Source organism: Mycobacterium sp. URHD0025 (assembly GCF_000426065.1).
Lineage (GTDB): Bacteria > Actinomycetota > Actinomycetes > Mycobacteriales > Mycobacteriaceae > Mycobacterium.
The window spans coordinates 72,955-99,693 of the sequence record NZ_AUEQ01000013.1 but is presented as its reverse complement, the minus strand read 5'-3'; the positions used below and the strand labels follow the sequence as shown (position 1 = coordinate 99,693).

Here is a 26,739-nt window from a genome sequence, read left to right as displayed (position 1 = left end):
GGCCTACATCTGTGGAACGTCGGCCTCCGGCCTACATCGGCGCGTTGGCGGGCTGGAACACCCCGGAGCTGTCGGATTCCTCCTCGGCCCGGATGACGTGCACCACGGCATTGATCAGCGCCAGGTGGGTGAACGCCTGCGGGAAATTGCCCAGGTGCCGGCCCGTGCGCGGCTCGATCTCCTCGGCATACAGATGCAGCGGGCTGGCGAATGAAAGCAGTCGCTCGAGGAGATGTTTGGCCCGGCTGACCTCGCCGATCTCGACGAGTGCGGACACCAGCCAGAACGAACAGATGGTGAATGTGCCCTCTTCACCGGCCAGTCCGTCGTCGGTTTCCTCGACCCGGTAGCGCAGGACCAGGCCGTCCTCGGTGAGTTCGTCGGCGATCGCCAGCACGGTGGCCCGGACCCGCGGATCGTCCGAGGGCAGGAACCGGGTCAGCACCGCCAGGAGCAGCGACGCGTCCAGCGCGTCGTCGCCGTAGCGCTGGGTCAGCACCCCGCGGGAATCCACACCGCGGGCCAGGATGTCGGCCTTGATCTCCTCGGCGATCGCGCGCCACTGCTGTGCGTAGCTCTTCTCACCCTGCAACTCGGCCAGTTTCGAACCGCGGTCCAAGGCCACCCAGCACATGATCTTGCTGGAGGTGAAGTGCTGCGGTTCGCCGCGTACCTCCCAGATGCCGCGGTCGGGTTCCTTCCAGTGCTTGATGGCTTCCTCGACCTGATGCTTGAGTACGGGCCACAGTGCCTCGGGAATCTGCTCGCGCGACTTGGCGTGCAGGTACACCGAATCCAGCATGGTGCCCCAGATGTCGTGCTGCATCTGGTTGTAGGCGCCGTTGCCGATACGCACTGGCCGGGCGTTGTCGTAGCCCGACAGGTGGTGCAGTTCTTCCTCGACCAGGCTGCGTTCGCCACCGACTCCGTACATCACCTGCAGCGGGTGCCGTTCGCCGTTGTTGGCGCCGGAGACATCGGCGATGAAGGAGAAGAAATCGTCGGCTTCCCGGTCCAGGCCGAGTGTGTACAAACCCCACAGCGCGAAGGTGGAGTCCCGGATCCATGAATAGCGGTAGTCCCAATTGCGTTCGCCGTGAGGCGTTTCCGGCAGCGAGGTGGTGGGGGCTGCCAGCAGGGCGCCGGTCGGCGAGTAGGTCAGCCCCTTGAGCGTCAGCGCACTGCGCTGTAGGTACGACCGCCACGGGTGGTCGGGGAAGTCGCCGATGTTGATCCACTGCCGCCACGACTCACTGGTCTTCCACATCTTCTCGGCGGCCTCTTCGTAGGTCTGAGGGGCCGGGTGCTTGGACCAGCTCAGCGCGACGAATACGTTGTCGCCTTCGGTGAGTCGGGTGCGGGCGCGCGCCTCACGGCCCTCGATGCCGATCCGCAGATTGGTGGTGAGCCGCAGCGTGGGGTGCGAGTCGGGGTTGCGGCTGGCGCGGGCGATGGCCTCGCCGTAGGCCGGGCCGGAGTACTCCCACGACGCGCTGACGCGGTGGTAGTCGAAGGCCGGCTCGCAGTTCATCACCAGTTCGACGGTGCCGCTGACGCAGCGCACGGTGCGCAGCAGGATGTGCTCGGCATCCCAGTCCATCGGCGTGCGCCGGTGCGTGCGGGAGCGGCTCTCGATGTCGTGCCATGGGCCCATCACGAGTGCGTCGCGCACGATCAGCCAGCCGGTGTGGGTCTGCCAGGTGGTTTCCAGGATCAGACTGCCGGGCAGATAGCGACGGGCAGCGGGAACGGTCACACCGTAGGGGCCGAGTCTGAAGTGGCCCGCGCTGCGGTCCAGGATCGCGCCGAACACGCTGGGGGAGTCGGGCCGGGGAACGCACAGCCATTCCACGGAGCCGGCCGAGGAGATCAGGCAGGTGTTCTCGCAGTCGGAGAGGAAGCCATAGTCGGCGATCGGCGGGAAGGGGTTCCGCAGAGCCCCGCCCGACGAGTACGGCACCGGGGCGGTCACCGTCAAGGGTGACTCGGGCGCCTTGGCGCTGTCAGCCGTCTTGGCGAGTGCCGCGACGACATCCGTGGGCTCGGTGTGTTGCAGAACCATCCGCACATCATCATCTGCAAATACAGGCGCCGTCTACCCGGGACACGCGTGGCGAATCTTACGGGCGGAACCGGAGGTGACGTCGGCGCCGAAACTGGTGAACCGGGCAATCGCCTACGCTTGCCCCATGGCGGCAATCCTGAACTGGTGGGACGGTGTCGAACTGTGGCTGACCGGGCTGCCGTTCGTCGTGCAGACCGCTGTGGTGATGCCGGTCGTGCTGGCGCTGGCCTACGGCAGCGCAGTGGTGCTCGACGGCGCGCTGGGCTGGGGAAGCGCCGGGTTGCACCGGCTGCGTCACGTGCCGGCTGACGAGGTGGAATCCGAGTGAACGGTATGCCGCGCTCACGTGTCACATTGATCTTGGTGATCTTGGTTGTCCTGGTCATCGTCATGTGGTTGCTGACCCGCTAGCCGGGCCGCAGATCGCTCGACGGGCACCACGGCGGAATTCTGTTATTCTTCGCGCCATGCATTCAGCGTCCGGCAAGACTGAGAGCCATGTCTTGGCTCTCATTGCCGTGGGTTCACGCGCTGTTGCTGACGTCGCCTGTTGTCGCTGACTCCAAACCGTCCACGGTTTGGTGTCGGTGGCGGTTCTGTGCCCGGATGCTCTTGTCTCGCTTCCCTCGCCACCCACGCCTTTCCGTATGACGGACCTCGTAGTGTCCGCTGTCCGCAAGAAAGGTCCTCAGTGCCCATTTACAAGTCCAACGTCATCAGGTTCTGGCGTGCTGCCACAGTCCTGGCCACCACCGGCGCGCTCGCGGTCGGCTGCGGTGGCGGTGCCAGCGACGTCGCCGGCGGTGACCAGGGTGCCGCAGGCGCCGACACCACGCTGACGCTTGTCGCGTACGCGGTGCCCGAGCCGGGCTGGAGCAAGATCATCCCCGCATTTGCCGCGTCCGAAGAGGGCAAGGGCGTCGCGGTGAGGACGTCGTACGGTGCCTCGGGTGACCAGTCCCGGGCCGTGGCCGACGGCAAGCCCGCCGACATCGTCAACTTCTCGGTCGAGCCCGATGTCACCCGCCTGGTCAAGGCCGACAAGGTGGCCGACGATTGGAGTGCCGGCAACACGAAGGGTGTCCCGTTCGGGTCTGTGGTGTCATTGGTGGTGCGCAAGGGTAACCCCAAGGGCATCAAAGACTGGGATGATCTGCTGCAGCCCGGGCTCGAGGTGGTCACCCCGAGTCCGCTGAGCTCCGGTTCGGCCAAGTGGAACCTGCTCGCTCCGTACGCGGCAAAGAGCAACGGCGGCAAGGATTCCGCGGCCGGCCTCGACTTCGTCAACAAGCTGGTGACCGAGCACGTCAAGACCCGTCCGGGCTCGGGTCGCGAGGCCACCGACGTGTTCGTGCAAGGCACCGGCGACGTCTTGATCAGCTACGAGAACGAGGCGATCAACATCGAGCGGCAGGGCAAGGACGTCGAACACGTCAACCCGCCGCAGACGTTCAAGATCGAGAACCCGGTGGCAGTCGTCAAGACCAGTGCGCACGCCGACAAGGCCAAGGCGCTGGAGAACTTCCTATTCACACCCGAGGGCCAGAAGCTGTGGGCCGAGGCCGGGTTCCGTCCGGTCGACCCGGCGGTCACGGCTGACTTCGCCAAGGACTTCCCGACCCCGCAGAAGCTGTGGACGATCGCTGATCTCGGCGGATGGAAAGCGGTCGACCCGGCGTTGTTCGACAAGGACAATGGCTCGATCACCAAGATCTACAAGCAGGCGACTGGATGACTTCTGTAGCTCCGACCGATGAAGCCGAGCCTGGATCGGCCTCGCCCGCGCCGGGGGATTCCACCCCCGGCGCGTGGCACGGTCGCTACGGCAGTACCTCACTGCGGGTGGGGGCGGCATCGATCTGGTTGAGCGTCATCGTGCTGCTGCCCCTGGCTGCGATTCTGTGGCAGGCGGCCGGCGGCGGGTGGAACGCCTTCTGGTTGGCCGTCACGTCCAATGCGGCGGTGGAATCATTCCGGGTCACGCTGACCATCTCGGCCGGCGTGACAGTGGTGAACATCTTCTTCGGCCTGATCGTGGCCTGGGTGCTGACCCGCGACGAGTTCCCCGGCAAGCGGCTGGTCGACTCGGTGATCGATCTGCCGTTCGCCCTGCCGACGATCGTGGCCAGCCTGGTGATGCTGGCGCTGTACGGGCCGGCCAGCCCGGTCGGGCTGCACCTGCAGCACACCAAGTGGGGTGTCGGCATCGCGCTGCTGTTCGTCACGCTGCCGTTCGTGGTCCGTTCGGTGCAGCCGGTGCTGTTGGAACTGGACCGGGATGTGGAGGAGGCCGCAGCCTCTCTGGGTGCCAACTCCTTCACGATCCTGACCAAGATCATCCTGCCGGCGTTACTGCCCGCGTTGCTGTCAGGTGCGGGCCTGGCGTTTTCCCGTGCCATCGGTGAGTTCGGTTCGGTGGTGCTGATCGGTGGTGCGGTTCCCGGCGAGACCGAGGTGTCTTCGCAGTGGATCCGGACGCTGATCGAAAACGATGACCGGACCGGCGCCGCCGCCATTTCCATTGTGTTGCTGGTGATCTCGTTCGTGGTGCTGTTCGTGTTGCGGGCGGTGGGTTCGCGGGCGGCCAAACGCGAGGAGCTTTCGGCATGACGCTCTCACCGTCGGTGCGTTACCTGCTGCGCTTTCTGGCACTGGCCTATGTGGCGGTGCTGGTGGTGGTACCGGTCGGGCTGATCCTCTGGCGCACCTTCAGTCCGGGCATCGGTGCGTTCTTCACGTCGGTGGGTACGCCCGCGGCCATCTCGGCGCTGCAGCTGTCTCTTCTGGTGGTGGCGATCGTGGTGCCGCTGAATGTGTTGTTCGGTGTCCCCACGGCCCTGGTGCTGGCACGCAACCGGTTCCGCGGCAAGAGCGCCCTGCAGGCGGTCATCGACCTGCCGTTCGCGGTGTCGCCGGTGGTCGTGGGTGTCGCGCTGATCCTGCTGTGGGGTTCGGCCGGGCTGCTCGGATTCGTCGAGAACAACCTCGGATTCAAGATCATCTTCGGGTTCCCCGGCATCGTGCTGGCCAGCATCTTCGTCACGGTCCCGTTCGTGATCCGTGAGGTCGAGCCGGTGCTGCACGAGATCGGCACCGATCAGGAAGAAGCGGCCGCGACGCTGGGGTCGACCTGGTGGCAGACCTTCTGGCGGATCACCCTGCCGTCGATCCGGTGGGGCCTGACGTACGGCATCGTGCTCACCGTCGCCCGCACGCTGGGGGAGTTCGGCGCGGTGATCATGGTGTCCTCGAACTTGCCGGGCACCTCCCAGACGCTGACCCTGCTGGTGGCCGACCGCTACAACCGCGGCACCGCCGAGTCTGTCTACGGCGCGTATGCCATCTCGACACTGCTCATGGCGGTGGCCGTGATCGTCCTGGTAGTCCAGGTGGTCCTCGACCGACGCCGAATCAAGGCCGCACAGTAGGCCTGAGAAGGAGACAAGAGCTATGACCGACGCGATCGTGGTTCGGGGCGCCAACAAGCATTACGGAGATTTCGCGGCGCTCGACAACATCGACTTCGAGGTGCCGTCCGGTTCGTTGACCGCGCTGCTGGGCCCGAGCGGCTCGGGCAAGTCCACGCTGCTGCGCGCCATCGCAGGGCTGGATCAGCCCGACACCGGCACCATCACCATCAATGGTCGCGATGTCACCGGGATCCCGCCGCAGCGGCGCGGAATCGGTTTCGTGTTCCAGCATTACGCGGCGTTCAAACATCTGACCGTGCGCGACAACGTGGCATTCGGCCTCAAGATCCGCAAGCGCCCCAAGGCCGAGGTGAAGGAGAAGGTCGACAATCTGCTGGAAGTGGTCGGGCTGGCCGGTTTCCAGACCCGCTATCCCAACCAGCTCTCCGGCGGTCAGCGTCAGCGCATGGCGCTGGCACGCGCCTTGGCTGTGGACCCGCAGGTGTTGTTGCTCGACGAGCCGTTCGGGGCGCTGGACGCCAAGGTGCGAGACGATCTGCGTACCTGGCTGCGCCGTCTGCATGACGAGGTGCACGTCACCACGGTGTTGGTGACCCACGACCAGGCCGAGGCGCTGGATGTGGCCGACCGGATCGCGGTGCTCAACAAGGGCCGCATCGAGCAGGTCGGCTCGCCGACCGAGGTGTACGACGAGCCGGCCAACGCGTTCGTGATGTCGTTTTTGGGTGCGGTGTCCGAACTGAACGGAATCATGGTGCGCCCGCATGACATTCGCGTCGGCCGCAATCCGGAGCTGGCTGTCGCCGCGGGCGACGGCACCGCCGAGGCCACCGGGGTGGTGCGGGCGACCATCGACCGGATCGTGATGCTCGGCTTCGAGGTACGGGTCGAATTGACCAGTGCTGCAACCCATGTGCCGTTCACTGCGCAGATCACCCGCGGTGATGCCGAGGCACTGGGGTTGCGTGAGGGCGACACGGTCTACGTGCGGGCGACACGGGTTCCGCAGATCGCCGGGGGAGAGCAGATTCCGGCGAACCGCGAAGGAGTCCAGAAGGACTCCGAGAAGAGCAGTGACGAGGATGAGGCGCTGACCGTCAGCTGACGGTCAGGCCCACCCGGTCGGTCAGGCCAGGGTCAGGAACAGCTTCTCCAGCTCGGCGACGTCCATGGTCTCGTCACTGTTGCCGGTGATGCATTCGCGCAGACCGGTTGCCACGATCTTGAATCCGGCGCGGTCCAGCGCTCGGGACACCGCGGCGAGCTGGGTGACGACGTCCTTGCAGTCACGACCCTGCTCGATCATGGTGATGACGCCCGCGAGCTGTCCTTGTGCGCGGCGGAGCCGGTTGAGGATGGCGGCGATCGATTCTTCGTCGCAGATCATGGTTTCTCCCTAGGATCTCGGGGTTGCGGTTCCCCGCGGTAGCTGTTGTCCATCATACCCGCGGGGGTATATCTGTGGGGTCATGTTGTCGTAGCGGGTGGACCGAAGATCCATCGCAGCGGACACCATCCGAGCCGGGCGCAGCTGAGGTTGCCGAGGCCGGCCAGCACGGTCAGGCCGGCCGTGGTGAGCCCGACGGCGGGGTGGAGCTCCTGGCCGAGGATCAGCGACGCCATGAGCAACACGAACCAGCCGAAGGCCCTGCGCACCGCGTCCGGGTCGACATGTGAGGTCAGGCGGGTGCCCAGCAGGCTGCCCAGCACCGCGGCGGCGGTGACCGCGGCGGCGATCGTCCAGTCGATCGGCACCGTGCTCAGATGTCCGGCCAGACCCGCGGCCGAGTTCATCGTGATCACCAGCAGAGAGGTTCCCACCGCGACGGGCATGGGCAGCCCGCCCAGCAATGCCAGCGCGGGTACCACCAGGAATCCGCCGCCGGCTCCGACGGCGCCGGTCACCACCCCGACCCCCAGCCCCATCGGCAGCACCTTGGCGACCGGCATCGTCTGCGCTGTCGGCTCGCATGCCCTGCGGCCCTTGATCATTGCGATGCCCGTGGCGATCATCACCACTGTGAAGGCGGTCAGTAGGACCGATCCGGGAACCACGTAACTCAGCAGACCGCCCAGGTAGGCTCCGGCCATGCCGGCCGCTCCGAACAGCAGGCCACTGCGCCATTGCACTCGGCCGGCGCGGGCATGCGACAGGGTGCTGACCGCGCTGGTGACCCCGACGACCAGAAGCGAGGTGGCGATCGCCTGCTTGGCCTCCATGCCGGCCACATAGGCCAGCAGCGGAACGGTCAGGATCGAGCCGCCGCCGCCGAGAAGCCCGAGGGACATCCCGACGACGACGGCCAGCGCGACAGCGACGGCGATCATGCCAACGCGCCGGAAGCTGTTTGTTCGGACCCGATCAGTTGCTCGACGATGCTGCGGGCATCACAGGACGCACCCCGGTTGTACGGCAGCTTCGCCATCATCATGCCCATCGCGCAGGTGTTCGTCAGCGCCGCGGTGGTCAATCCGGCCCCGATCGCCGCGGCGAGCCACTTCAGCTTCGGCGCGGCGATGCTGCCGAGCACGCCGCTCAGCACGATCGACCCCGCGACCAGACGCACCTGGCGCTCCAGGTCCCAGCGTTGCGCGCCGCGGCGCACGCCGAATCCCTTGTCCTGCCAGACGGTCATGCCGCCGTCGAGGATCGAGACATTCGGCAGGCCGGCCCCGCGCAGGGTCTCGCCGGCTGTGCTCGCCCGCTGCCCGGAGCGGCAGATCAGCACCACGTTCTCATCGAGGTGTTGGGCGATCTCGTCCCGATGTTCCTGCAGCAGGTCCAGCGGCACGTTGTAAGCGCCTGGGATATGGGCGGTTTCGAACTCGCCAGGGGTGCGCACATCGATGAGCCGCGGGCCGTTGCCGGCCTTCCTGAGTTCGTTCAATTCGATGGCGTCGATGATCGACGATGTGGGCATCAGGCCACGCCTTTCAACATCAGGTTCCAGTACATGGCAGGCAGCCCGTACTTCTTCAGCAACCAGTACGGCCGGTGCGGTTTCACCGGATCGAGCAGGGGGAATGAGGGTTTGAGCGCGAAGTCGTAGTCGAACTCGGCGAGCAGCATGTCGCGTGAGGATGTGACGATCGGGCACGACGCATAGCCGTCGTACGCGCCGGGCAGTGGACGTGCGCTCAACACCGCACCGATGTTCTCGACGACGGCGGGCGCCTGCTTGCGAATGGCGGCACCGGTTTTCGAGTTCGGCGACGATCCCGCATCGCCGAGGGCGAACACATTCGGGTAACGCACGTGCTGCATCGTGTGCTTGTCGATGTCCACATACCCGTTGGCGTCCCCGCCGACATGGCTCGTGGACAGCGGGCTGGCCTTGATCCAGTCCGGTGCCGACTGATGCGGGACCGCGTGCAGTACGTCGTAGGGAAGTGCGGTCTCGGTACCGGCGGCGGTATTCGTCACGGTCACCTTACGGGCCGCCGAATCGATGGACCGCACTTCACTTCCGGTGTGCAGTGTGATGCCGTAGTCGGCGATGACTTTGTCCAGATTGTCGGCGATCGCGGGGATGCCGAAGATCCGCGGGGTCGGGACCACCAGGTGTACGTCGATGTTGTCGAGCACACCCTGGCGCCGCCAGTGGTCGCAGGCCAGATACGCGATCTTCTGGGGCGCCCCGGCGCACTTGATCGGCCCCGACGGCATGGTGAACACCGCCGTCCCGGACCGGGTGTCGCGGATGAATTCCCATGTGCGCGGGGCGAGGTCGAAGCCGTAGTTCGACGAGACGCCGTCTTTGCCGAGCGTGTCGGTCAGACCGTCGGTGCGTTTCCAGTCGAGCTGGATGCCGGGGGCCACCACGAGAACGTCATAGGAGTAGGTCGCGCCATCGGCACATGTGACCGTGTTGGCGTCCGGGTCGACGGAGGTCACGGCGCTCTTGATCCAGGTGGCACCCCGCGGCATCACCGACGCTTCGGCACGCTCGGTTTCGGCGGCCGTGGCCTGTCCACCGCCCACCAGCGTCCACAACGGCTGGTAGTAGTGCTTGTCGGACGGCTCGATGATCGCCACGTCGGTGTAATGCTTGCGCAGCAGCCGGGCCGCCACGGTGATCCCGGCCGTGCCGCCGCCGATGATCAGGACCTCGTGCTTGGGTGGGGTGGACATGCTTGTTGTGTTCTCCTGTCTCTCAGACGGTTTGCGCGTGCCGGTTTGTGCGGCTGGGCCGCAGTGCCGGTTTGTGCGGCTCAGCCGCAGTGTGCCGGCTCAGGCGGTCTGGGTGCTGTCCGACCAGGCGCCATAGCCACCGAGGATGTCGCTGACATCGGTGAAGCCGTGCCGGCGCAGCAGGCTGGCCGCAACCGACGAGCGGTAGCCGCCGGCGCAGTAGACCACGGTGGGGCGGGCAGGATCCAATTCGCCGGTCCGGTCGGCCAGCTGACCGACCGGAATGTTGACCGCGCCCGGGATCATGCCGGCCTCGGTCTCGCCGGGATTGCGCACGTCGACGATCTGCAGGTCCGCGACCGTCGCCGCGCGCTCGGCAAAGGCGGTGGCGGTCAACCGTGAGGCGACCGTCACATCGTTCTGATGCTCGAACATCGTCCGCTCCGGGTTGTCGAGGTAACCCAGCACCCGGTCGAATCCGATTCGGGCCAGCCGGTTCTTGCCTTCCCGTTCCTCGCCCGGGTCGGTGACCAACACGATGTCGGCGTCGGGTTTGACCACCGAACCGGCGAACTCGGCGTAGCGCCCGGCCAGCCCGATGTTGATCGCATTGCGCAAATGGCCCAGCGCGAAGTCCTCGGGGCTGCGGCCGTCGATCAACATGGCCCCGCCCGCCACGGCGTCGGTGGCTTGACGGTAGGCCAGTGCCTCTGGCGTCGCCTCCTCGTCCAGCAGCGCGCGGTCCTTGCGATTCAGGATCGCGTCGTACACGAAATAGCCTGGGGCGGGCGGTTGGCCGGCTGTGACCAGCTCGATGAACGACTGCTTGTCGGGTGCACGCAACGCGTAGTTGGTCTGCTTCTGCTCACCCATGGTGGATGACAGCTCGGTGGACAGATTCTTGCCGCAGGCCGAACCGGCGCCGTGTGCCGGGAAGACGCGGGTGGCATCGGGCAGCGGCAACAGCTTCTCGTGCAACGAGTGGTAGAGCTTGTCGGCCAGCTCATCTCGGGTGAAACCGATCGAAGCCAGCAGGTCGGGCCGGCCGACGTCGCCGATGAACAGGGTGTCTCCGGTCAGGACACCGTACGGCACCGCGTCGTCGGTATGTTCGTAGACCACGATGCTCATGGACTCCGGGGTGTGTCCCGGGGTGTGGCGGAATTCCAGAGCCACCTCACCGAGTGAAATCTTTTGGCCGTCTTCGACTCCCATGTGGTCGAACTCCGGCTTGGCGACTGACGAGTACACGATTTCGGCGCCTGTCGCCTCGGCCAGCTCGAGGTGACCGGACAGGAAGTCGGCGTGAAAGTGGGTTTCGATCACGTGAGTGATCTGCATGCCGAGTTTCTCGGCGTCGGTCACGTACTCGGAGACATCGCGCTGCGGGTCGACGACGACAGCGCGGCCGGTGGACTCGTCGCCGATCAGATACGACGCGTGGGACAGACAGTCCAGGTAGTACTGGATGAACTTCATTGTTCGACTCCTCTGTGGGCGGCCTGTATACCTAGGGGGGTATACCGATAAACCTAAATATACCCCTTGGGGTATAGGAGTCAAGGCGATGAAGACGCCCCCGGGCGGTACACCGGGGGCGTGATGGCTCTGAGGGGACGGGGGTCAGGCGGCGAAGCCGGCACTGCGCGCGGCTAGCGCCTCTTCGTAGCGATCCAGCACCGTGGCCGCCACCAGCCGGTGCGGGCCAAGCGGTTCGGCCATCGGAATGCCTGCGGCGCAGGCGAATTCGGCAACCCGATCGGTGATGCGACCGTGCGCCAGGAACCAGGGGGCGATCACCAGGCGCCGGGCGCCGCGTCGGTACAACCGATCGACGGACTCCGGCAGGGACAGGGCCTGCCCTGTGGCGAACGCCACCTGGGAACCGGCCCAGCGGGTCCCCTCCGCCAACGCGCCGGCCAGGGCGGCGGTGCGCGCATTCGCGGCCGGATGTGATGAACCGACTCCGGCGAGGATCACGCCGAGGTCGGCGTCGAATCGGGACACCCCCACCGCGGTCAGCCGCTCTCGCACGACCTGAAGCAGCCGGGGATCGTCGCCGAGCACATCGGCCTGGGTCACCTCGGCGCCGGAGTCGGCGATCAGCCCGGGAATGTCGATCCGGGCGTGATAGGCGCTGCCCAGCAGCAGCGGCACCACCACGGCGCCGGGTTCGACATCGGGCAGCACCTCGGTGAGGTTGGGCGCGTTCTGTTCACAGAACGCGACCCGCACCGCGGTGTCGGGCAGCAGACGACGCAGATGCCCGCCGATGGCATGCGCATTGGCCGACGAACGCGGGTCCGCGCTGCCGTGTGCTGTGAGAACGAGCGTCACAGATACCTCACGAGGCGTGCAGCCCGCACTCCGTCTTGGCCTGGCCGGCCCACCGGCCGCTGCGCGGATCGGCGCCCTCCACCGGCTTGCTCGTGCAAGGTGCGCATCCGATGGACGGATAGCCGTCGTACACAAGGGGATTGACGAGGATGTCGTTGGCCTCGATGTAGGCCTGCATGTCCTCATCGGACCAGGCCGCGATCGGGTTGATCTTCACCAGGCCGAACGCGGCGTCCCAGCTGATCAGCGGGGCGTTGGCGCGCGTCGGTGCCTCCACGCGGCGGATGCCGGTGACCCAGGCGGTGTAGCCGGCCAGCGCCTTGCCGAGCGGTTCGACCTTGCGCATCCGGCAGCATGCCGCGGCATCGCGGGCGAACAGGTCCTTACCGTGCAGTTGGTCCTGCTGGGCCACGGTGTTCTCCGGGCGGACGTTCACCACGTTGACGCCATAGACCTGCTCGACGGCGTCGCGCGTGCCGATGGTCTCGGCGAAGTGGTAGCCGGTGTCGAGGAACAGCACGTCGACGCCGGGACGCACCTTGGCCGCCATCTCGACCAGCACCGCGTCCTGCATGTTCGAGGCCACCACGTAGTTGCCACCGAAGTGCTTGTCGGTCCAGCGCAGAAGTTCTTCGGCGCTCGCGTCGGCCAGCTCGGCCGCGCCCTGCTCCGCGAGCTCGATCAGTTCTGCTTCGGTCACGTTCGTCACGTTGCCACTCACCTCAAATCCGCCTCGTCGGCCCTTACGGCCCACTGGGCGAAACGCTCGTTGCCCTCACGTTGTTTCACGAAATTGCGAACGACCCGCTCGACGTAGTCACCGAGCTCGGTCGACAGCACCTTGTGCTGGCGCAGCTTGCGGCCGAATCCGCTGTCCAGGCCGAGGCTGCCGCCCAGATGGACCTGGAAGCCCTCCTCGGGGCCGTTACCATCGTCGATCATCTGCCCCTTGAAGCCGATATCGGCGATCTGGATGCGGGCGCACGAGTTCGGGCAGCCGTTGAGGTTGACGGTCACCGGCACGTCCAGCGTCGAGTTCAGGTCGGCGAGGCGCTCCTCCAGATCGGGTACCAGACTCTGCGCCCGGACCCGGGTCTCGGCGAAGGACAGCTTGCAGTACTCGATGCCGGTGCAGGCCATCACGTTCTGCCGCCAGCGCGACGGGGTCGAGGACAGTCCCAGCGCATCGAGGCCGGCGCGCAGTCCGGCCAGCTTGTCGTCAGGCACGTCGAGCACGATCAGCTTCTGGTACGGCGTCAACCGGATTCGGTCGGACCCGGCAGCCTCGGCCAGATCGGCGACCTTGGTCAGGATGGTGCCGGACACCCGGCCGGCGATCGGGGCGACGCCGACGGCGTTGAGGCCGTTCTTGAGCTTCTGTACGCCGACATGGTCGATGTTGTGGGGCACCTGCTCGGGCGCGGGCCCGTCGATCAGCTTGCGCTTGAGGTACTCGGTCTCCAACACCTCGCGGAACTTCTGCGGGCCCCAATCCTTGACCAGGAACTTCAGCCGGGCCTTGTTGCGCAGACGGCGGTAGCCGTAGTCGCGGAAGATCGAGGTGACGCCCTCCCAGACGTCGGGCACCTCGTCCAACGGCACCCAGACGCCCAGTCGTTGGGCCAGCATCGGGTTGGTGGACAGGCCACCTCCGACCCACACGTCGAGGCCGGGGCCGTGCTCAGGGTGGTTGACCCCGATGAACGCCACGTCGTTGATCTCGTGTGCGACGTCCTGCAGGCCCGAGATCGCGGTCTTGAACTTGCGCGGCAGGTTCGACAGCAGCGGGTTGCCGATGTAGCGGCGGACGATCTCTTCCAGCGCGGGCGTCGGGTCGATCACCTCGTCGAGGGATTCACCGGCGAGCGGCGAGCCCAGGACAACGCGGGGGCAGTCGCCGCAGGCCTCGGTGGTCTGTAGACCGACCTCTTCGAGCCGGCGCCAGATCTCCGGCACATCCTCGATACGGATCCAGTGGTACTGAATGTTCTCCCGGTCGGTGATGTCGGCGGTGTCGCGGGCGAACTCGATCGAGATCTCACCCAGGGTGCGCAGCGACTTCGCGGTCAGCGCACCGCCGTCGGAGCGCACCCGCATCATGAAGTACGGGGCCTCCAACAGTTCGGCGTTGTCGTCACCGGTGAAGGTGCCGTCATAGCCCTGCTCACGCTGGGTGTAAAGGCCCATCCAGCGCATCCGGCCCCGCAGGTCGGTCTTGTCGATGCTGTCGAAGCCCTGCTTGGAGTAGACATCGAGGATGCGGGCGCGGACGTTGAGGGCGTCATCCGCCTGTTTGAACACCTCGTTGGGGTTCAGTGGATCGCGGCTACCCAGCGCCCACTGACCCTCATCGCGAGTCTTCGCGGGTCGTGGCTGGGCTTGAACCTCGGTCATGACTTGGCTCCTCTTATGGAACCGACCGCTGGAATGCGCTTATCGCCGGTGGGGCTGTCCGGCGGCGCAGATCCGGCGGCCAGCTGAATGTATTGGGCGGGCGGGCTCCGAAATCAACGCATGATTAAGGCAGACAGCAACAGCTACATACGCGCTTGAAATCGACATGCCGACGAGCCACCAGCTGAATGCGGGTGGTGCTGTTGTGGGCGGCAGTCACGCCCGCCATTGTGCCACGATTGTCGTCACCTGCCCTAACCGGGCCATATTTGCGCTCAGGGTGAGCAAAAGTCGTCGCTGGACAGTCTGGGAAAATCAAATGATGACCATGCGCACCGAGCTCGCCGGCCAACCCCAGTTGGCACACGTGCCGGGACGCGCGTTCGGCATCTACATCCACGTCCCGTTCTGCGCCACCCGGTGCGGATACTGCGACTTCAATACCTATACGGCGTCCGAGCTGGGGGGAGCCAGCCCGGACGGCTGGCTGGCCGCGTTGCGCATCGAACTGCGCCTGGCCGCGGCCACCGTCGGTTCCGTGCCGGTGGACACGGTCTTCGTGGGCGGCGGCACACCCTCGCTGCTCGGCGGTGCAGGCCTGGCCGCGGTATTGGGGGCGGTCCGGGAGAACTTCGACCTGGCGAACGATGCCGAGGTGACCACCGAGGCCAATCCGGAATCCACCTCACCGGAGATGTTCGCGACGCTTCGTGAGGCCGGTTACACGCGGATATCCCTGGGCATGCAGTCGGCCGCGCCGCAGGTGCTGGCGGTGCTGGACCGCACGCACTCACCGGGCCGCGCGCCGGCGGCGGCCCTGGAGGCCCGGGCCGCCGGGTTCGAGCACGTCAACATCGACCTCATCTACGGCACGCCGGGGGAGAGCGACGACGATCTGCGGCGGTCGATCGATGTCGCGGTGGGTGCCGAGGTCGACCACGTGTCGGCGTACTCGCTGATCGTCGAAGACGGCACCGCACTGGCCCGCCGGGTGCGCCGCGGTGAGATCGCCCGGCCCGACGACGATGTCCTGGCACAGCGTTACGAGCTGCTCGACAGTCGGTTGTCGGCGGCCGGTCTGCACTGGTACGAGGTGTCCAACTGGAGCACCGAGGGCGGCGAGTGCCGGCACAACCTCGGCTACTGGGACGGCGGCGAATGGTGGGGTGCCGGGCCGGGAGCGCACGGCTTCCTGGGCACCACCCGGTGGTGGAACGTCAAGCACCCCAATGCCTATGCGCAGGCGTTGGGCGAAAACCGGCTGCCTATCGCCGGTTTCGAGGAGCTGGATGCGCGCGACCGGCACGTCGAGGAAGTGATGTTGCGGGTCCGGGTGCGTGATGGCCTCCCGACGGCTCTGCTGGACGCAGGCGAACTGGCGCAGGCTGACAAACTTTGTCGGGAAGGGCTTCTCGAAGCGAATTCAGGTGCCCTGGTGTTGACCGACCGCGGCCGGCTGCTCGCCGACGCGGTCGTCCGAGACCTTCTCGGGTAGGGCGACCCCCCGGGGGTATTCCTATGAGTGATCTTTGAGGCAACTGTGTGCACGGTGATCTTGTGATCGGTGCCACCGATGCGGAAGTTGTTGACTTCGTAGTAGATACGTAGCAAATACGTAGGTCTGTGCAATGGAAGACGCGAGGCTACGCTTCGGCGAATGCGGACAAGTAATGCCCAAGCTGACTGCACCGCTTCGGCCGCTCTCGCCTCGTTCGAGCTGCCGGCGGGTGACGCGATCGGCCCGGCCGATGTGGTCGCCGAGATCGCCCGTGCCCTGTCCGAAGCCGAAGGCGGGGACTATGTGGTCTACGAGCGGGGGAACCGGTGGATCCTGGCTTTCGGAGCACAGTTCGGTGTTGAGTTGGACAGCGATGAACTGCGGCTAACCAGGGAAAATGCCGTGGTGGAAAGCCGCTCGTGGACCGGAAGGCCCAGTGTGGCGCTCGGCGCAGCCGTCGATCAGATGCTCGCCGATTCCGAAACCCGCGCGGAAACCGCATTCGGTTGGGTCGCATTCGAATTCGGTGCGTTCAAGTTCGGCCTCGGAGACCGGTTGCCGCCGAAGACCCCGCTGGCCCGGGTGTTCAGCCCGCGGACGCACATCGAGGTCACCGCTGAACGGGTCACCGTGCGGTGCGGCGACGAGAGCCACCAGGAGGTCGTGCGGCGGCTGATCGCCGAAGGCGTCCGGCCCACGCGCACTCCCAGCGTCGTCGACATCCGGCACGACGACAGTGCCTACCGAGACCGCGTGGCGTCCGCCATCGATGAGATCACCAGTGGGCGATATCAGAAGGTCATCCTCTCGCGGCGATTCGACGTACCGTTTCGGCTGGATTTCCCGTCGACGTACCGGCTGGGTCGCAGGCACAACAACCCGGCCCGCTCATTCCTGTTGCGGCTCGGCCCTCTTCGTGCGCTCGGCTACAGTCCCGAGCTCGTCGCCGCAGTGCACCGGGACGGCTTGGTGGTAACCGAGCCACTGGCCGGAACGCGGGCCTTCGGGCGCGGCGCCGCCAACGATCAGGCGGCGCGCGAAGATCTCGAGTCCAATTCCAAGGAAATCGTCGAACACGCGATATCGGTGCGCAGTTCGCTCAAGGAGATCGCCGAAGTGGCGGAACCCGGCACGGCGAGGGTAACCGACTTCATGACGGTCCGGGAGCGTGGAAGCGTGCAGCACCTCGGGTCGACGGTCGGCGCGCGTCTCGACCCGTCGATGGACCGTATGGACGCATTGGAAGCTCTCTTCCCGGCGGTGACGGCATCGGGAATTCCCAAGGCCGAGGGTGTCGAAGCGATCCTGCGGCACGATGAACTGCCGCGCGGTCTCTACTCGGGCGCGGTGGCGATGTTCTCGCGCGACGGTTCCCTCGACGCGGCGCTCGCGCTACGTGCGGCGTATGAGGACGGCGGGCGCACCTGGCTGCGGGCGGGTGCCGGGATCATCGCGGAGTCCACGCCGGACCGTGAGTTCGAGGAGACGTGCGAGAAGCTCGGCACGTTGTCGCCCTACCTCGTCGCCGCAGAGGAGCCCGTGCCGACATGTGAGTGAGTTAACACGCCGACATGGGCCGGGTGAGATGGCGGCAGCGGTGGCCGAGTAGTGAGCTCCGCCAGTAAAACTGCTGGTCATCACCCCTGGTGGGGCTTCCCAGCCAGTTCACAGCTTGGTGCGGGGTAAAACCCCTGATTCCTCGGGCCGTGTGCCAGTATTGTCCGCATGTCGGCAGCATATTTAGGCAAGCCTATCCAGACTTCGTCCGATGGGACGCCTGCTGACATGGCATCCGGCGCCGCGACACCCGAGCCCATCGCCGTGATCGGCATCGGCTGCCGCGTCGCGGGCAACGTCGCGACGCCGACGGACTTCTGGAATTTCCTCATCGAGGGCCGTAGCCACGTCACCGAGGTGCCCGAGGAGCGTTGGGAGCCCTACCTGCGGCGTGATCCGCGCAATGCGGCTGTCCTGCGCGAGGTGACCCGGCTCGGCACCTTCCTCGACGATCTGCCCGGATTCGACGCCGAGTTCTTCGGCGTCTCACCGCGCGAGGCTGAGGTGATGGACCCTCAGCAGCGGTTGGCGCTGGAGGTCAGTTGGGAGGCGCTCGAACACGCCGGGGTTTCGCCGAGGGCGCTCGCCGGTAGCGACACCGCCGTGCTGATGGGCGTCAACTCTGATGATTACGGCAAGTTGATCATGGAGGACCTGCCCGGCATCGACGCGTGGACCGGTATCGGCACGTCACTGTGCGGAATCGCCAACCGGGTCTCGCATCTGCTCGATCTTCGCGGTCCGAGCGTCGCCCTGGACGCCGCGTGTGCGGCCTCATTGGTCGCGGTGCATCAGGCCTGTCAGATGCTGCGTGCCGGCGAGACATCGCTGGCCCTGGCCGGGGGCGTCAGCGCGCTGATCGGACCGGGCCTGACCCGCGTGCTCGACGAGGCCGGAGCCACAGCCCCCGACGGCCGCTGCAAGACCTTCGATGCCGCCGCCGACGGCTACGGCCGCGGTGAGGGAGCCGGAGTCGTCGTGCTCAAACGGCTGGCCGACGCAGAACGCGACGGCGACCGCGTCCTGGCGGTCGTGCGTGGTGGTGCGACCGCGCAGGACGGGCGCACGGTGGGCATCATGTCGCCCAACGGCGCCGCGCAGGCGGACATGTTCCGCCGCGCATGCGCGATGTCGGGAGTCGAACCAGCCGGCGTCGGCTATATCGAGGCGCACGGAACCGGAACTCCCACAGGCGATCCCACGGAGGTCGGCGCGCTGGCCGAGGTGTACGGCGCCGGGCGCGCTGATCAGGACCGATGCCGTATCGGTTCGGTCAAACCCAACATCGGCCACCTGGAGGGCGGGGCCGGCGTGATGGGACTGATCAAGACGGTGCTGGCGCTGCATCATGAGGCGATCCCGCCCACCGCCGGGCTGTGCCAGCTCACCGCGGCCGTGGACTGGGCCAACAGTGGGCTTCGGGTGCCCACCGAGGTCGAACCCTGGGTGCGTGGCGACACCCCGCGCCGGGCCGCGGTGTGCAGCTACGGCTACGGCGGCACGATCGCGCATATTCTTCTGGAAGAGGCTCCGGCGCAACATGTCCCGACGTCACAGAAGCGCGGTCCGGTGATCGTGCCACTCTCGGCGCGGTCCGGGCGGCGACTGGCCCGCCAGGCCGAAGCGCTGGCCGATCACCTGCGCGTGGGCCATCAGGACGTGGCGCCGGTGGCCGCCACATTGTGGGCTCGGCGTACGCACGAACCGGTCCGGGCCGCGGTCGTCGCAGAGCATCGGCATGAACTGATCGCCGGCCTCGACGCACTGTCGCGCGGTGAGTCCGGCGGCGGTCTGGTCACCGGAGAACTTCCCGGCGGCCAGGCGCGGGATGCCGTGTGGGTGTTCTCCGGACATGGCTCGCACTGGACCGGCATGGGCCGTGAGTTGCTCACGGCCGAACCAGCTTTCGCCCGCGTCATCGACGAGGTCGACGAGGTCTTCGGGCGTGAGCTCGGGTTCTCCGCGCGCGACGCGTTGAGCAGCGGCGAGTTGGGCGGCACCGATCGGATCCAGGCGCTGACCTTCGCGATGCAGGTCGGTCTGGCCGCGGTACTGCGCGAGCGGGGAGTGCGTCCGGCCGCGGTGATCGGGCACTCGGTCGGCGAGGTCGCGGCCTGTGTGGTTTCCGGCGTGTTCGAGCTGCGCCAGGGTGCCGCCGTGGCGTGCTACCGGGCCCGCGGGTTCCGGGCCGTGATGGGTTGCGGTGCGATGGCTCTGGTCCGGCTGCCGTTCGCCGAGGCGCAGCAGCGGCTCGCCGGACGCACCGACGTGGTGGCGGCCATCAGCGCCTCGGCTGAATCGTGTGTCATATCGGGCCTGACCGACGCGGTGGAGCAGGTCTGCGAATCCTGGTCGGGACAAGGCATTGTGGTGCGCCGGGTGAACACCGACGTGGCATTCCACAGCCCCGCGATGGACGATCTGACCGGTGCCCTGGCCGACAGCGTTGCCCGGCTCGAGCCGCCGCGGGACGCCGAGATCCCGCTGTACACCACGGCATTGGCCGACGCGCGCTCCACGGCACCGCGTGACGCCGACTACTGGGTACGTAACCTGCGAGGGCAGGTCCGGTTCGCCGAGGCCGTCACAGCGGCAGCCGAGGACGGACACCGGTTGTTTCTCGAAATATCCGCACATCCCGTGGTGTCCCACTCGATCGTCGAGACGCTGCTGCACCTGGGTATGGACGACCATGCGGTGGTACCGCTGCTGCGTCGCGACGCGCCCGAGTCTCCGGCCGTCATGGCCGCGATCGCCTCGCTGTACTGCCACGGTGCCGAGATCGATCACGGTGTCGGCCAGGCTGATCCGTGGGCCGCCGACCTCCCTGTCACCCAGTGGCAGCACCGTCACTTCTGGCGGGTGCCCACCGCCGCTCCCGGTGGGCGTGCGGTGCACGACGCCACCGGCCACACGCTGCTCGGGGGACGTACCGACGTGGCGGGGGCCGTTGCCACTCGCATGTGGCAGACCCGGCTCGACTTCGACACCCGGCCCTATCCCGGTGACCATCCGGTCCAGGGAACCGAGATCGTGCCTGCCGCAGTGCTGTTGAATACGTTCCTGGCGGCTTCCGGCGCGGGCGCCGCACTGAAAGACGTGCTGCTGCGCACGCCCGTGGCGCCGGCGCGCGCCCGTGATCTGCAGGTGGTGCTCACCGACCGCGAGTTGACCCTGGCCTCGCGGCTGGCCGACGCTGCCGAAGATCAGGACGGCGGATGGCTGACGCACAGCAGTGCGGTGGTGGATCCGGTCCGCGCGGAGGTCGCCGGTGTCGACCTCGATGCGGCCCGCGCCCGCTGCACCGAGTTGCTGGCACCACGCCAGGTGATCGACACCCTGGCCGAGCTCGGCGTCGCTGCCATGGGATTCGGTTGGGACATCAAGGATCTGCGCCGCGGTGAAGGCGAACTGCTGGCCCGGGTCACCTCCGAGCCCGACGGCACGCAGCCGAGCACCTGGGCATCGCTGATGGACGCGGCCACCTCGGCCGCCTCGACGAGCTTCGACGGACCGCCGCGACTGCGGATGCCCGCCCGGATCGAACGGGTGCAGGTACACGCCGCGCCGCCGGCGACGGCGACGCTGTCGGTGCGGCGCAGGCCGGGTACCACCACCACCGATGTCGCGATCACCGATGAGTCCGGAACGGTGCTGTTGTCCATCGAGGGAATGGCCTTCGAGGAGCTGGAGAATCCGGGCCGCGAGTCGTCGGCGACGGATGTCCGCCGCATCGTGCACCGGGTGTCGTGGCATCGCGTGTCGGCTCGTGGTGAGCGGCCACTCAGCGGAGTGGTACTGGTGGGCGGTGACGTCGACCGGCTGGAAGCCGCGGTTGACGATCTGACCGCAGCCGCGGTGCCGTACGTGGCGGTGGAAGACCCGGCGGAGCTGGAATCGATCATCGATTTGGGCTCTCTGCCAAGCGAACTCGGCGAAAATGCGGTCGTGCTGGTGCTACCGCGCGACGATGACTCGCCCGGTGCCGCCGTGGACATGGTGACCAGGACGTTGGCCCTGCAGCAGCGCGTGGGTCTGTCGGCGCGGCTGTGGGCCCTCACCGTCGGCGTCCATGAGGGAGCCAACGTGACCCACGCACCGCTGTGGGGGCTGGGCCGCGTCGCCGCGGCCGAACATCCACAGCTGTGGGGCGGTGTCGTCGACGTGGCCGACGGACACCTGCCGCTGGCGGCGCTGGGATCGACGGACGGGCACGGTGTGCTGGTGGTCCGGGAGGGGGTGGCCCTGGCCGCCCGCCTTTCCGCGTCCGGGACGGGCGCCGCGCAGGCGAGCCCGATGCAGTGTGCGCCGGGCGGCACCTATCTGATCACCGGTGGCACCGGTGTTCTCGGTCTGCTGATGGCCCAGCGACTGGCCGATCTGGGGGCCCGCCGCCTGGTGCTGCTGTCACGCTCGGGCCTGGGGGACCGGTCGGCCTGGGCCGACCGCACACAGTCGGCGGCGGTGCGTGCGATCACCGCACTCGAGGAACGCGGAGTGTCGGTCACCGTCGCCGCAGTAGACCTCGGAGCAGCCGGATCGGCCGACGCGCTGCGAGACGTGTTGCGTCCGCTGCCGCCGGTGCGCGGCGTCATCCACGCTGCCGGCGTGGAAGCCGGTGCGCTGCTGATGAATACGACATCCGACGAGTTCGCCACCGCGATGCATCCGAAGGTGCAGGGGACCCTTGCGTTGCACGAGGTGTTCCCGCCTGCCCAGCTCGACTGGATGGTGCTGTTCTCCTCATGTGGTTACCTGGCAGGTTTCCCGGGCCAGGGTGCCTATGGCTGCGCCAATTCGTTCCTGGACGGCATGGCCCGGCACCGGCGCAGCCTCGGCGACCGCACGACAGCCGTCGCGTGGACCGCATGGCGCGGTCTGGGGATGGGCTCGACATCGGAGTTCGTGGCGGCCCAGCTCGATGCGCTCGGCATGGGCACGGTGGGAGCCGACGACGCGATGCGCGCGTTGGACCTGGCGATGCGTGAGGACACGGCCAATGTCGTGGTCCTTCCGGTCCTGCCCGCGGCTGCGGCGGTGCCCATCCTGGCGGATGTGGCACCCGAGGAGGAACCCGACGATATCGCCGATCCAGCCGCAGGGGAGTTCGACCCCGAACAGCTTGCAGCCCACGTGTTGACCGCGGTGGCAAGCCAATTGGGGCTCGCAGAGGCGGATGTGAACGTGGACCTGCCATTGGTGGAGCTGGGCGTCGATTCGATCATGACGGTGCGGCTGCGTCGTCAGCTCGAAAAGCAGACCGGGCTGTCATTGCCGCCGACCCTGCTGTGGGAGCATCCCACCGCCGCGGCCGTGACGGCCAGGATCATCGAGCTGCTGGCGCCCGCGGAGGAGCGTGAGGTTCGAGCCGGAGGCTAGTCGGGGATTTGGAACGGACGGTGGAATCGGCTGGTCGTCGTTGCGTGGGCCGAAGAGCCCAAAGCAGTCGACCATCTGCTCGCAGGGAGCCGGAGTCCATTTCCATGCGGCGATCTGGCGCCGGGAGCGGCGGCTGAAGCTGGCCCGGAGCAATTCATAGCCGTCGGTGTGCAACCGCGTGATCGGCCGGCCTGAACCGCAACTCCATTGCTGTCCGCGCTCGTCGTGAACCAGCAGGGTTGTGGTGTGCCGCAGTCGCCTGCCGAGGTACAGCATCAACGCCTCCAGGAACGGTTGCCAGTGCTGGCGGTCCACAGGTGACAGTCCGAGCGCTTCACGCAGATCCCCCTCGTGGCAGATCGCGTCCGCCGCCAGATTGGGTCCTAGAATCTGGTCGTCCGTGAGGCCGGCGCCCGCTGTCGGGCCGACTCGATGCCATTCGGCGAGAAGCTCGTCAATTGAGTTGTGCCGTCGTTCCGCGACATGGCGCGCTGTCCACCGGTCGCTCGTGACTCCGTCCAGCCGCCCGGCGGCGGCGTCGGCAGCCACTCCGACCAGATGTGCCAACAACTCGTGCACTGTCCAACGCGGGGTCGCGGGTACGAGCGTCCGACGTTGTTCGTCGCTGAGTGCGGTGGCCAGTTCGCTCACTCGACCACGGGCCGCGCGATACGTCGATTCCAACATCTTGGGTGTCCCGTCTCATCGGTGGGCTCGTCGTGGAACCAGCACGTTCAGCATCTTCTTCGCGGAACAAGCGATGCGCGATCGGCTCACTGCGGGGGGTGACTTCTGGCGTGGATGGCGGACATTGGCGAGCAGGATCCGTAGGAGCAGGGCCGGGTCCTGCAGATGTGCGGGCGGATCGATCATGCCGCGGACGCGAAACAGGCGTTCGGCCACGAATATGTCGTTGGTGGCGGCGTGCAGCGCCGCGTGTTGGACCCGGCTGCGCAACCGATTACGTGCACTGCGCGGGGCACCGGCGGATGAAGCGCGATCATTGGCCCGATTGGCCGCCCATACCGGCTCGATCTGTTCGGCGGCCAGCCAGTAGAACCGTCGAGGAAGATCGGTGTGGCCGGTGCGCAGGCAGTCCCGGAGTGCGAGTGCTTGCAGAGCGGCCATCGTCATGCCTTGTCCGTGCAGGGGATTGAGATTGCACAGGGCGTCGCCGACCACCACCAGGCCCTCGGGCAGGTGCGGCATGCGGTCATAGCGCCGCCAGGTGGCGGCGGTGCTGCGGGAAATCGAGACCTGCCCGACGGGCGTCGCGTCGCGGAGTCCGGTCATGATATTGGGGGGCAGCAGCTGCTCGGCTGCTTCCAGCATCTCGGTGAAACCGGTTGCGAGGGTGCCATACTCGTCCGGACACGTGATGGCCAGCATCCAGGTGTCGCGTTCGTAGGCCACCAGCAGTAATCCGGGCAGCGTGCTGCCCCGGTTGACGAAGGCCATCCGCTCGGTGATACGTCCGGGTGGGATGTGCATCAACTGGCTGGAGTAGCCGCCGACCGAAGGCGACCGGATCTCGGGTGGCACGCCGAAACCGCAACTCTGCAGAAATTGACTGCTGCGCGAGGCACGTCCGGTCGCGTCGACCACAACGTCCGCGTCCAGCACAGTAGCGATGCCGCTGTCGCGGTTGATGATTCGTGCACCGCTGACGATATTGCCGGCGATCATGGGCTCGATCACGTCATGGTTGTCGAGGATCACGACATTGCCCAGCGCGGCCACGCGCCGGCGAATGTGAAACTCCATGAACGGGCGGCTGCCCTGATATGCCGCCAGTGGCCCCGGATCGGCCAACCGTCCTGTGGGCCTGAGCTCGTAGCCCATGGCGTGGACGTAGATGCGCGACAGGTCATCGCCGTCGTCGACGACGGCCCCGGCTGTGGCAAGCTCCGTCAAGAGTCCAGGGAACAGTTCCCCGAGCACCTGGGTGCCGCGGCTGAGGAAGTTGTGGAGATGGCGCCCCTGAGGCACCCCTCTGCGCTGGCCCGGACCATCGGCCAACGTATCCCGCTCGACCAGCGTCACCGAGCCGTAGAACTCCGACAGCACCCGAGCGGTCAAGAGGCCGGCGATGCCCGCCCCCAAAACCACGGCCTGTGAACCCGATTCGGCCATCACGGTCCCCTCCGTTCCGAGCGCAGACGCGACATCGGCGCCTCGTACGAGAACCGAGCCTACATCAACTCTAAGAAAAGTAAGGGAAAATTATGGAAACGATAAGATTCTGTCCGGGTGGACGGGACCTCACCCGGTGATCGCGGCGATCACCTTCTTCTTGTCGACCTTGCCCACTGCGGTGGCCGGCAAGGTCGGCATCGGGACCAGCACGTCGGGCCTGGCATGGGCCGACGCGCCACGTTGGTCGAGGAACTCGTTGAGCTGGACCAGGGTGATCGGTGCGCCTTTGAAAACCACCGCAGCGCAGATCTTCTCGCCGAGGTAGTCATCGGGTAGTGCGACCGCGGCAGCCGCGTAGACCGATGGGTGGGCCAGCAGGTGATCCTCGAGGTCGGTGGCCGACACCGTCTCGCCACCACGGTGGATGACATCTTTGATCCGCCCCGTCACCTCGACGTAACCCGCCCGCGGGCCGTCTGTGAAGATCCGGACCCGGTCACCGGTGCGGTAAAAACCGTCCGGGCTGAACGACCTGGCGTTGGCCTCCTCGGCCCGGTAGTAGCCGTTGAGGGTGTAGGGCCCCCGCACCAGCAGTTCACCCTCCTGTCCTGGCGCGACCTCCTGACCATCTTCATCGACCACCCGCATCTCGTCGTGCGGGGACATCGGCCGGCCCTGGGTGTTCTCCACCACATCCACCGGGTCGCCGGGCCGGGTGAAATTCAGCATCCCCTCGGCCATTCCGAAGATCTGTTGCAGTCCGGAACTCAGCCCCTCACGGATGAATCGGGCCTCATCCGGGGACATCCGTGACCCTCCGACCTGGACCACGCGTAGCGACGTGGGCAGCTCCGGTTCCCAGTCGCAGGCTTGCGTCCACAGCTTGGCCAGGGCGTTGACGAGTCCGGTCACGGTGACGCCGTGGGCGTTGATCAGTGCGAAGGCCGATTCCGGACTGGGATCGTCGGTGTAGACGGTGGTCGCGCCGATGGTCATCGATCCGAGCAGGCCCGGGCAGGCGAGGGGAAAGTTGTGCCCGGCGGGCAGTACCGCCAGATACACGTCGTCGTGCACCATTTCGCACGCTTGTGCGCACGCCGCGGCGTTGTAGAGGTAGTCGTCGTGAGTGCGGGGAATGAGCTTGGGCAGCCCGGTGGTGCCACCGGACACCAGTAGAACGGCCGGGCCGCTCGTGTCGACGGCGACGTTCGGCGGGCCGGCATTCTCGAATTCTTTGAGGGCTGACCAGGATTGGAAGCCGCCCGGGTTGCCATCGACGAGGACGTGGCGCAACCGTGGGTGTTCGGCGACGATCTGGGCGGCCAGATCGCGATGGTCGAATCCGGCGATGATGTCGGGGATCACGAGTCCGACGGCACCGCTGACCTCGGCGAAGTGACCCAGCTCGGCTGCGCGGTGGCCGGGCAGGCACAGCACCGGGACCGCCCCGGCGCGAAGCAAACCGAAAGCGGCCACGGCGAATTCACGCGTATTGGGCAGCTGGACCAGGATGCGGTCGCCTGGTTTGATTCCGCGGTCGGCGAGTGCTGCGCCGATGCGGTCGGCCAGCGCGTCCAGTTCGGCGAAGGTGTGGCCACCGGTGGCGTCCACGACGGCCGGCTTGTCCGGCCAGCGCTGCGCGGCCTCGCGCAAGATGCTGTCCAGCGGTTTGCCCTGCCAATACCCAGCCTGGCGGTAGACCTCGGCGCGGTCCTCGGGGAATGGCGTGAATCCATTTGCCAGTTCGTCCAGTTCGCGGTCAAAACCGGTGGTCATCGGTGTTCTGGCTCCCCTCGGGTAAGTGTGTCGG

At 66.9% G+C, this 26,739-nt stretch carries 22 protein-coding genes; 9 read left to right on the top strand and 13 right to left on the bottom strand.

All coding sequences use genetic code 11. The features are described 5' to 3' along the window. Positions 1-31: 31 nt before the first annotated feature. The gene (locus H977_RS0120775; RefSeq protein ID WP_029109670.1) at positions 32-2,062 is read right to left on the bottom strand and encodes a glycoside hydrolase family 15 protein; all 2,031 of its coding nucleotides are present in this window, start codon (positions 2,060-2,062) and stop codon (positions 32-34) included. 127 nt (positions 2,063-2,189) lie between these two features. On the opposite strand from H977_RS0120775, the gene H977_RS0120770 reads away from it, so the two are divergent. From H977_RS0120770 to H977_RS0120745, 6 genes are all read left to right on the top strand, one after another. Beyond that, positions 2,190-2,393 carry a hypothetical protein gene (locus H977_RS0120770; RefSeq protein WP_029109669.1) on the top strand — a complete coding sequence of 68 codons (204 nt, stop codon included), beginning with the start codon at positions 2,190-2,192 and terminating at the stop codon, positions 2,391-2,393. Positions 2,394-2,532: 139 nt separating this feature from the next. Next, complete coding sequence (locus H977_RS36155) at positions 2,533-2,625, top strand: Ms4533A family Cys-rich leader peptide (protein ID WP_353588723.1); 93 nt, start codon at positions 2,533-2,535, stop codon at positions 2,623-2,625. A 131-nt stretch (positions 2,626-2,756) separates the two neighbouring features. Continuing rightward, the gene (locus tag H977_RS0120760; protein ID WP_155946747.1) at positions 2,757-3,800 is read left to right on the top strand and encodes a sulfate ABC transporter substrate-binding protein; all 1,044 of its coding nucleotides are present in this window, start codon (positions 2,757-2,759) and stop codon (positions 3,798-3,800) included. Continuing rightward, a complete protein-coding gene (cysT, locus tag H977_RS0120755; RefSeq protein WP_029109667.1) occupies positions 3,797-4,675 on the top strand; it encodes a sulfate ABC transporter permease subunit CysT in 879 nt (292 codons plus the stop codon). The genes H977_RS0120760 and cysT overlap by 4 nt, the downstream gene beginning before the upstream one ends. Then, on the top strand, positions 4,672-5,493 hold the full coding sequence (gene cysW / locus H977_RS0120750) for a sulfate ABC transporter permease subunit CysW (RefSeq protein ID WP_029109666.1): 822 nt from the start codon (positions 4,672-4,674) through the stop codon (positions 5,491-5,493). The genes cysT and cysW overlap by 4 nt, the downstream gene beginning before the upstream one ends. 22 nt (positions 5,494-5,515) lie before the next feature. Then, a complete protein-coding gene (locus H977_RS0120745; RefSeq protein ID WP_029109665.1) occupies positions 5,516-6,601 on the top strand; it encodes a sulfate/molybdate ABC transporter ATP-binding protein in 1,086 nt (361 codons plus the stop codon). 21 nt (positions 6,602-6,622) lie between these two features. On the opposite strand, the gene H977_RS0120740 is transcribed toward H977_RS0120745, so the two are convergent. The 9 genes from H977_RS0120740 to H977_RS36150 all read right to left on the bottom strand — a co-directional run bounded on the left by H977_RS0120740 (position 6,623) and on the right by H977_RS36150 (position 14,588). After that, positions 6,623-6,883, bottom strand: a complete 261-nt coding sequence (locus tag H977_RS0120740; protein ID WP_029109664.1) for a metal-sensitive transcriptional regulator — start codon at positions 6,881-6,883, stop codon at positions 6,623-6,625. An 80-nt stretch (positions 6,884-6,963) separates the two neighbouring features. Beyond that, on the bottom strand, positions 6,964-7,824 hold the full coding sequence (locus tag H977_RS0120735; RefSeq protein WP_029109663.1) for a sulfite exporter TauE/SafE family protein: 861 nt from the start codon (positions 7,822-7,824) through the stop codon (positions 6,964-6,966). Beyond that, a complete protein-coding gene (locus tag H977_RS0120730; RefSeq protein ID WP_029109662.1) occupies positions 7,821-8,417 on the bottom strand; it encodes a rhodanese-like domain-containing protein in 597 nt (198 codons plus the stop codon). The genes H977_RS0120735 and H977_RS0120730 overlap by 4 nt, the downstream gene beginning before the upstream one ends. Then, positions 8,417-9,628 carry an NAD(P)/FAD-dependent oxidoreductase gene (locus tag H977_RS0120725; protein ID WP_029109661.1) on the bottom strand — a complete coding sequence of 404 codons (1,212 nt, stop codon included), beginning with the start codon at positions 9,626-9,628 and terminating at the stop codon, positions 8,417-8,419. Before H977_RS0120725 ends, H977_RS0120730 begins: the two co-directional genes overlap by 1 nt. Before the next feature lie 99 nt (positions 9,629-9,727). Then, complete coding sequence (locus H977_RS0120720; protein ID WP_029109660.1) at positions 9,728-11,107, bottom strand: MBL fold metallo-hydrolase; 1,380 nt, start codon at positions 11,105-11,107, stop codon at positions 9,728-9,730. Between the two features lie 144 nt (positions 11,108-11,251). Further along, positions 11,252-11,965: a sirohydrochlorin chelatase gene (locus H977_RS0120715; RefSeq protein ID WP_029109659.1), complete on the bottom strand. Its 714-nt coding sequence runs from the start codon at positions 11,963-11,965 to the stop codon at positions 11,252-11,254. 7 nt (positions 11,966-11,972) lie between these two features. After that, complete coding sequence (locus H977_RS0120710; RefSeq protein ID WP_029109658.1) at positions 11,973-12,674, bottom strand: phosphoadenylyl-sulfate reductase; 702 nt, start codon at positions 12,672-12,674, stop codon at positions 11,973-11,975. A gap of 8 nt (positions 12,675-12,682) precedes the next feature. Then, the gene (locus H977_RS0120705; protein WP_029109657.1) at positions 12,683-14,359 is read right to left on the bottom strand and encodes a nitrite/sulfite reductase; all 1,677 of its coding nucleotides are present in this window, start codon (positions 14,357-14,359) and stop codon (positions 12,683-12,685) included. A gap of 124 nt (positions 14,360-14,483) precedes the next feature. Further along, entirely contained in the window at positions 14,484-14,588 is a 105-nt protein-coding gene (locus H977_RS36150; RefSeq protein WP_353588717.1) for an Ms4527A family Cys-rich leader peptide, read from the bottom strand. Between the two features lie 93 nt (positions 14,589-14,681). Between H977_RS36150 and hemW the strand changes: the two genes are divergently transcribed. From hemW to H977_RS0120690, 3 genes are all read left to right on the top strand, one after another. After that, complete coding sequence (gene hemW, locus H977_RS0120700; RefSeq protein WP_029109656.1) at positions 14,682-15,854, top strand: radical SAM family heme chaperone HemW; 1,173 nt, start codon at positions 14,682-14,684, stop codon at positions 15,852-15,854. 162 nt (positions 15,855-16,016) lie between these two features. Further along, complete coding sequence (locus tag H977_RS0120695) at positions 16,017-17,414, top strand: salicylate synthase (protein ID WP_029109655.1); 1,398 nt, start codon at positions 16,017-16,019, stop codon at positions 17,412-17,414. A 228-nt stretch (positions 17,415-17,642) separates the two neighbouring features. After that, on the top strand, positions 17,643-22,793 hold the full coding sequence (locus tag H977_RS0120690; protein WP_029109654.1) for a type I polyketide synthase: 5,151 nt from the start codon (positions 17,643-17,645) through the stop codon (positions 22,791-22,793). On the opposite strand, the gene H977_RS0120685 is transcribed toward H977_RS0120690, so the two are convergent. From H977_RS0120685 to H977_RS0120675, 3 genes are all read right to left on the bottom strand, one after another. Beyond that, positions 22,683-23,480: a maleylpyruvate isomerase N-terminal domain-containing protein gene (locus tag H977_RS0120685; protein WP_353588712.1), complete on the bottom strand. Its 798-nt coding sequence runs from the start codon at positions 23,478-23,480 to the stop codon at positions 22,683-22,685. The two genes, H977_RS0120690 and H977_RS0120685, sit on opposite strands and share 111 nt — an antisense overlap. A 15-nt stretch (positions 23,481-23,495) precedes the next feature. Continuing rightward, a complete protein-coding gene (locus H977_RS33590) occupies positions 23,496-24,926 on the bottom strand; it encodes an FAD-dependent oxidoreductase (protein WP_231396020.1) in 1,431 nt (476 codons plus the stop codon). A 129-nt stretch (positions 24,927-25,055) separates the two neighbouring features. After that, a complete protein-coding gene (locus tag H977_RS0120675) occupies positions 25,056-26,705 on the bottom strand; it encodes a (2,3-dihydroxybenzoyl)adenylate synthase (RefSeq protein ID WP_029109652.1) in 1,650 nt (549 codons plus the stop codon). Positions 26,706-26,739 lie beyond the last annotated feature (34 nt).

What these genes read in the sequence shown, in the direction of transcription:
- H977_RS0120775 (WP_029109670.1), bottom strand. Translation starts at nt 2,062, where the DNA reads ATGGTTCTGCAACACACCGAGCCCACGGATGTCGTCGCGGCACTCGCC.
- H977_RS0120770 (WP_029109669.1), top strand. Translation starts at nt 2,190, where the DNA reads ATGGCGGCAATCCTGAACTGGTGGGACGGTGTCGAACTGTGGCTGACC.
- H977_RS36155 (WP_353588723.1), top strand. Translation starts at nt 2,533, where the DNA reads ATGCATTCAGCGTCCGGCAAGACTGAGAGCCATGTCTTGGCTCTCATT.
- cysT (WP_029109667.1), top strand. Translation starts at nt 3,797, where the DNA reads ATGACTTCTGTAGCTCCGACCGATGAAGCCGAGCCTGGATCGGCCTCG.
- cysW (WP_029109666.1), top strand. Translation starts at nt 4,672, where the DNA reads ATGACGCTCTCACCGTCGGTGCGTTACCTGCTGCGCTTTCTGGCACTG.
- H977_RS0120745 (WP_029109665.1), top strand. Translation starts at nt 5,516, where the DNA reads ATGACCGACGCGATCGTGGTTCGGGGCGCCAACAAGCATTACGGAGAT.
- H977_RS0120740 (WP_029109664.1), bottom strand. Translation starts at nt 6,883, where the DNA reads ATGATCTGCGACGAAGAATCGATCGCCGCCATCCTCAACCGGCTCCGC.
- H977_RS0120735 (WP_029109663.1), bottom strand. Translation starts at nt 7,824, where the DNA reads ATGATCGCCGTCGCTGTCGCGCTGGCCGTCGTCGTCGGGATGTCCCTC.
- H977_RS0120730 (WP_029109662.1), bottom strand. Translation starts at nt 8,417, where the DNA reads ATGCCCACATCGTCGATCATCGACGCCATCGAATTGAACGAACTCAGG.
- H977_RS0120725 (WP_029109661.1), bottom strand. Translation starts at nt 9,628, where the DNA reads ATGTCCACCCCACCCAAGCACGAGGTCCTGATCATCGGCGGCGGCACG.
- H977_RS0120720 (WP_029109660.1), bottom strand. Translation starts at nt 11,107, where the DNA reads ATGAAGTTCATCCAGTACTACCTGGACTGTCTGTCCCACGCGTCGTAT.
- H977_RS0120705 (WP_029109657.1), bottom strand. Translation starts at nt 14,359, where the DNA reads ATGACCGAGGTTCAAGCCCAGCCACGACCCGCGAAGACTCGCGATGAG.
- H977_RS36150 (WP_353588717.1), bottom strand. Translation starts at nt 14,588, where the DNA reads ATGGCGGGCGTGACTGCCGCCCACAACAGCACCACCCGCATTCAGCTG.
- hemW (WP_029109656.1), top strand. Translation starts at nt 14,682, where the DNA reads ATGACCATGCGCACCGAGCTCGCCGGCCAACCCCAGTTGGCACACGTG.
- H977_RS0120695 (WP_029109655.1), top strand. Translation starts at nt 16,017, where the DNA reads ATGCGGACAAGTAATGCCCAAGCTGACTGCACCGCTTCGGCCGCTCTC.
- H977_RS0120690 (WP_029109654.1), top strand. Translation starts at nt 17,643, where the DNA reads ATGGCATCCGGCGCCGCGACACCCGAGCCCATCGCCGTGATCGGCATC.
- H977_RS0120685 (WP_353588712.1), bottom strand. Translation starts at nt 23,480, where the DNA reads ATGTTGGAATCGACGTATCGCGCGGCCCGTGGTCGAGTGAGCGAACTG.
- H977_RS33590 (WP_231396020.1), bottom strand. Translation starts at nt 24,926, where the DNA reads ATGGCCGAATCGGGTTCACAGGCCGTGGTTTTGGGGGCGGGCATCGCC.
- H977_RS0120675 (WP_029109652.1), bottom strand. Translation starts at nt 26,705, where the DNA reads ATGACCACCGGTTTTGACCGCGAACTGGACGAACTGGCAAATGGATTC.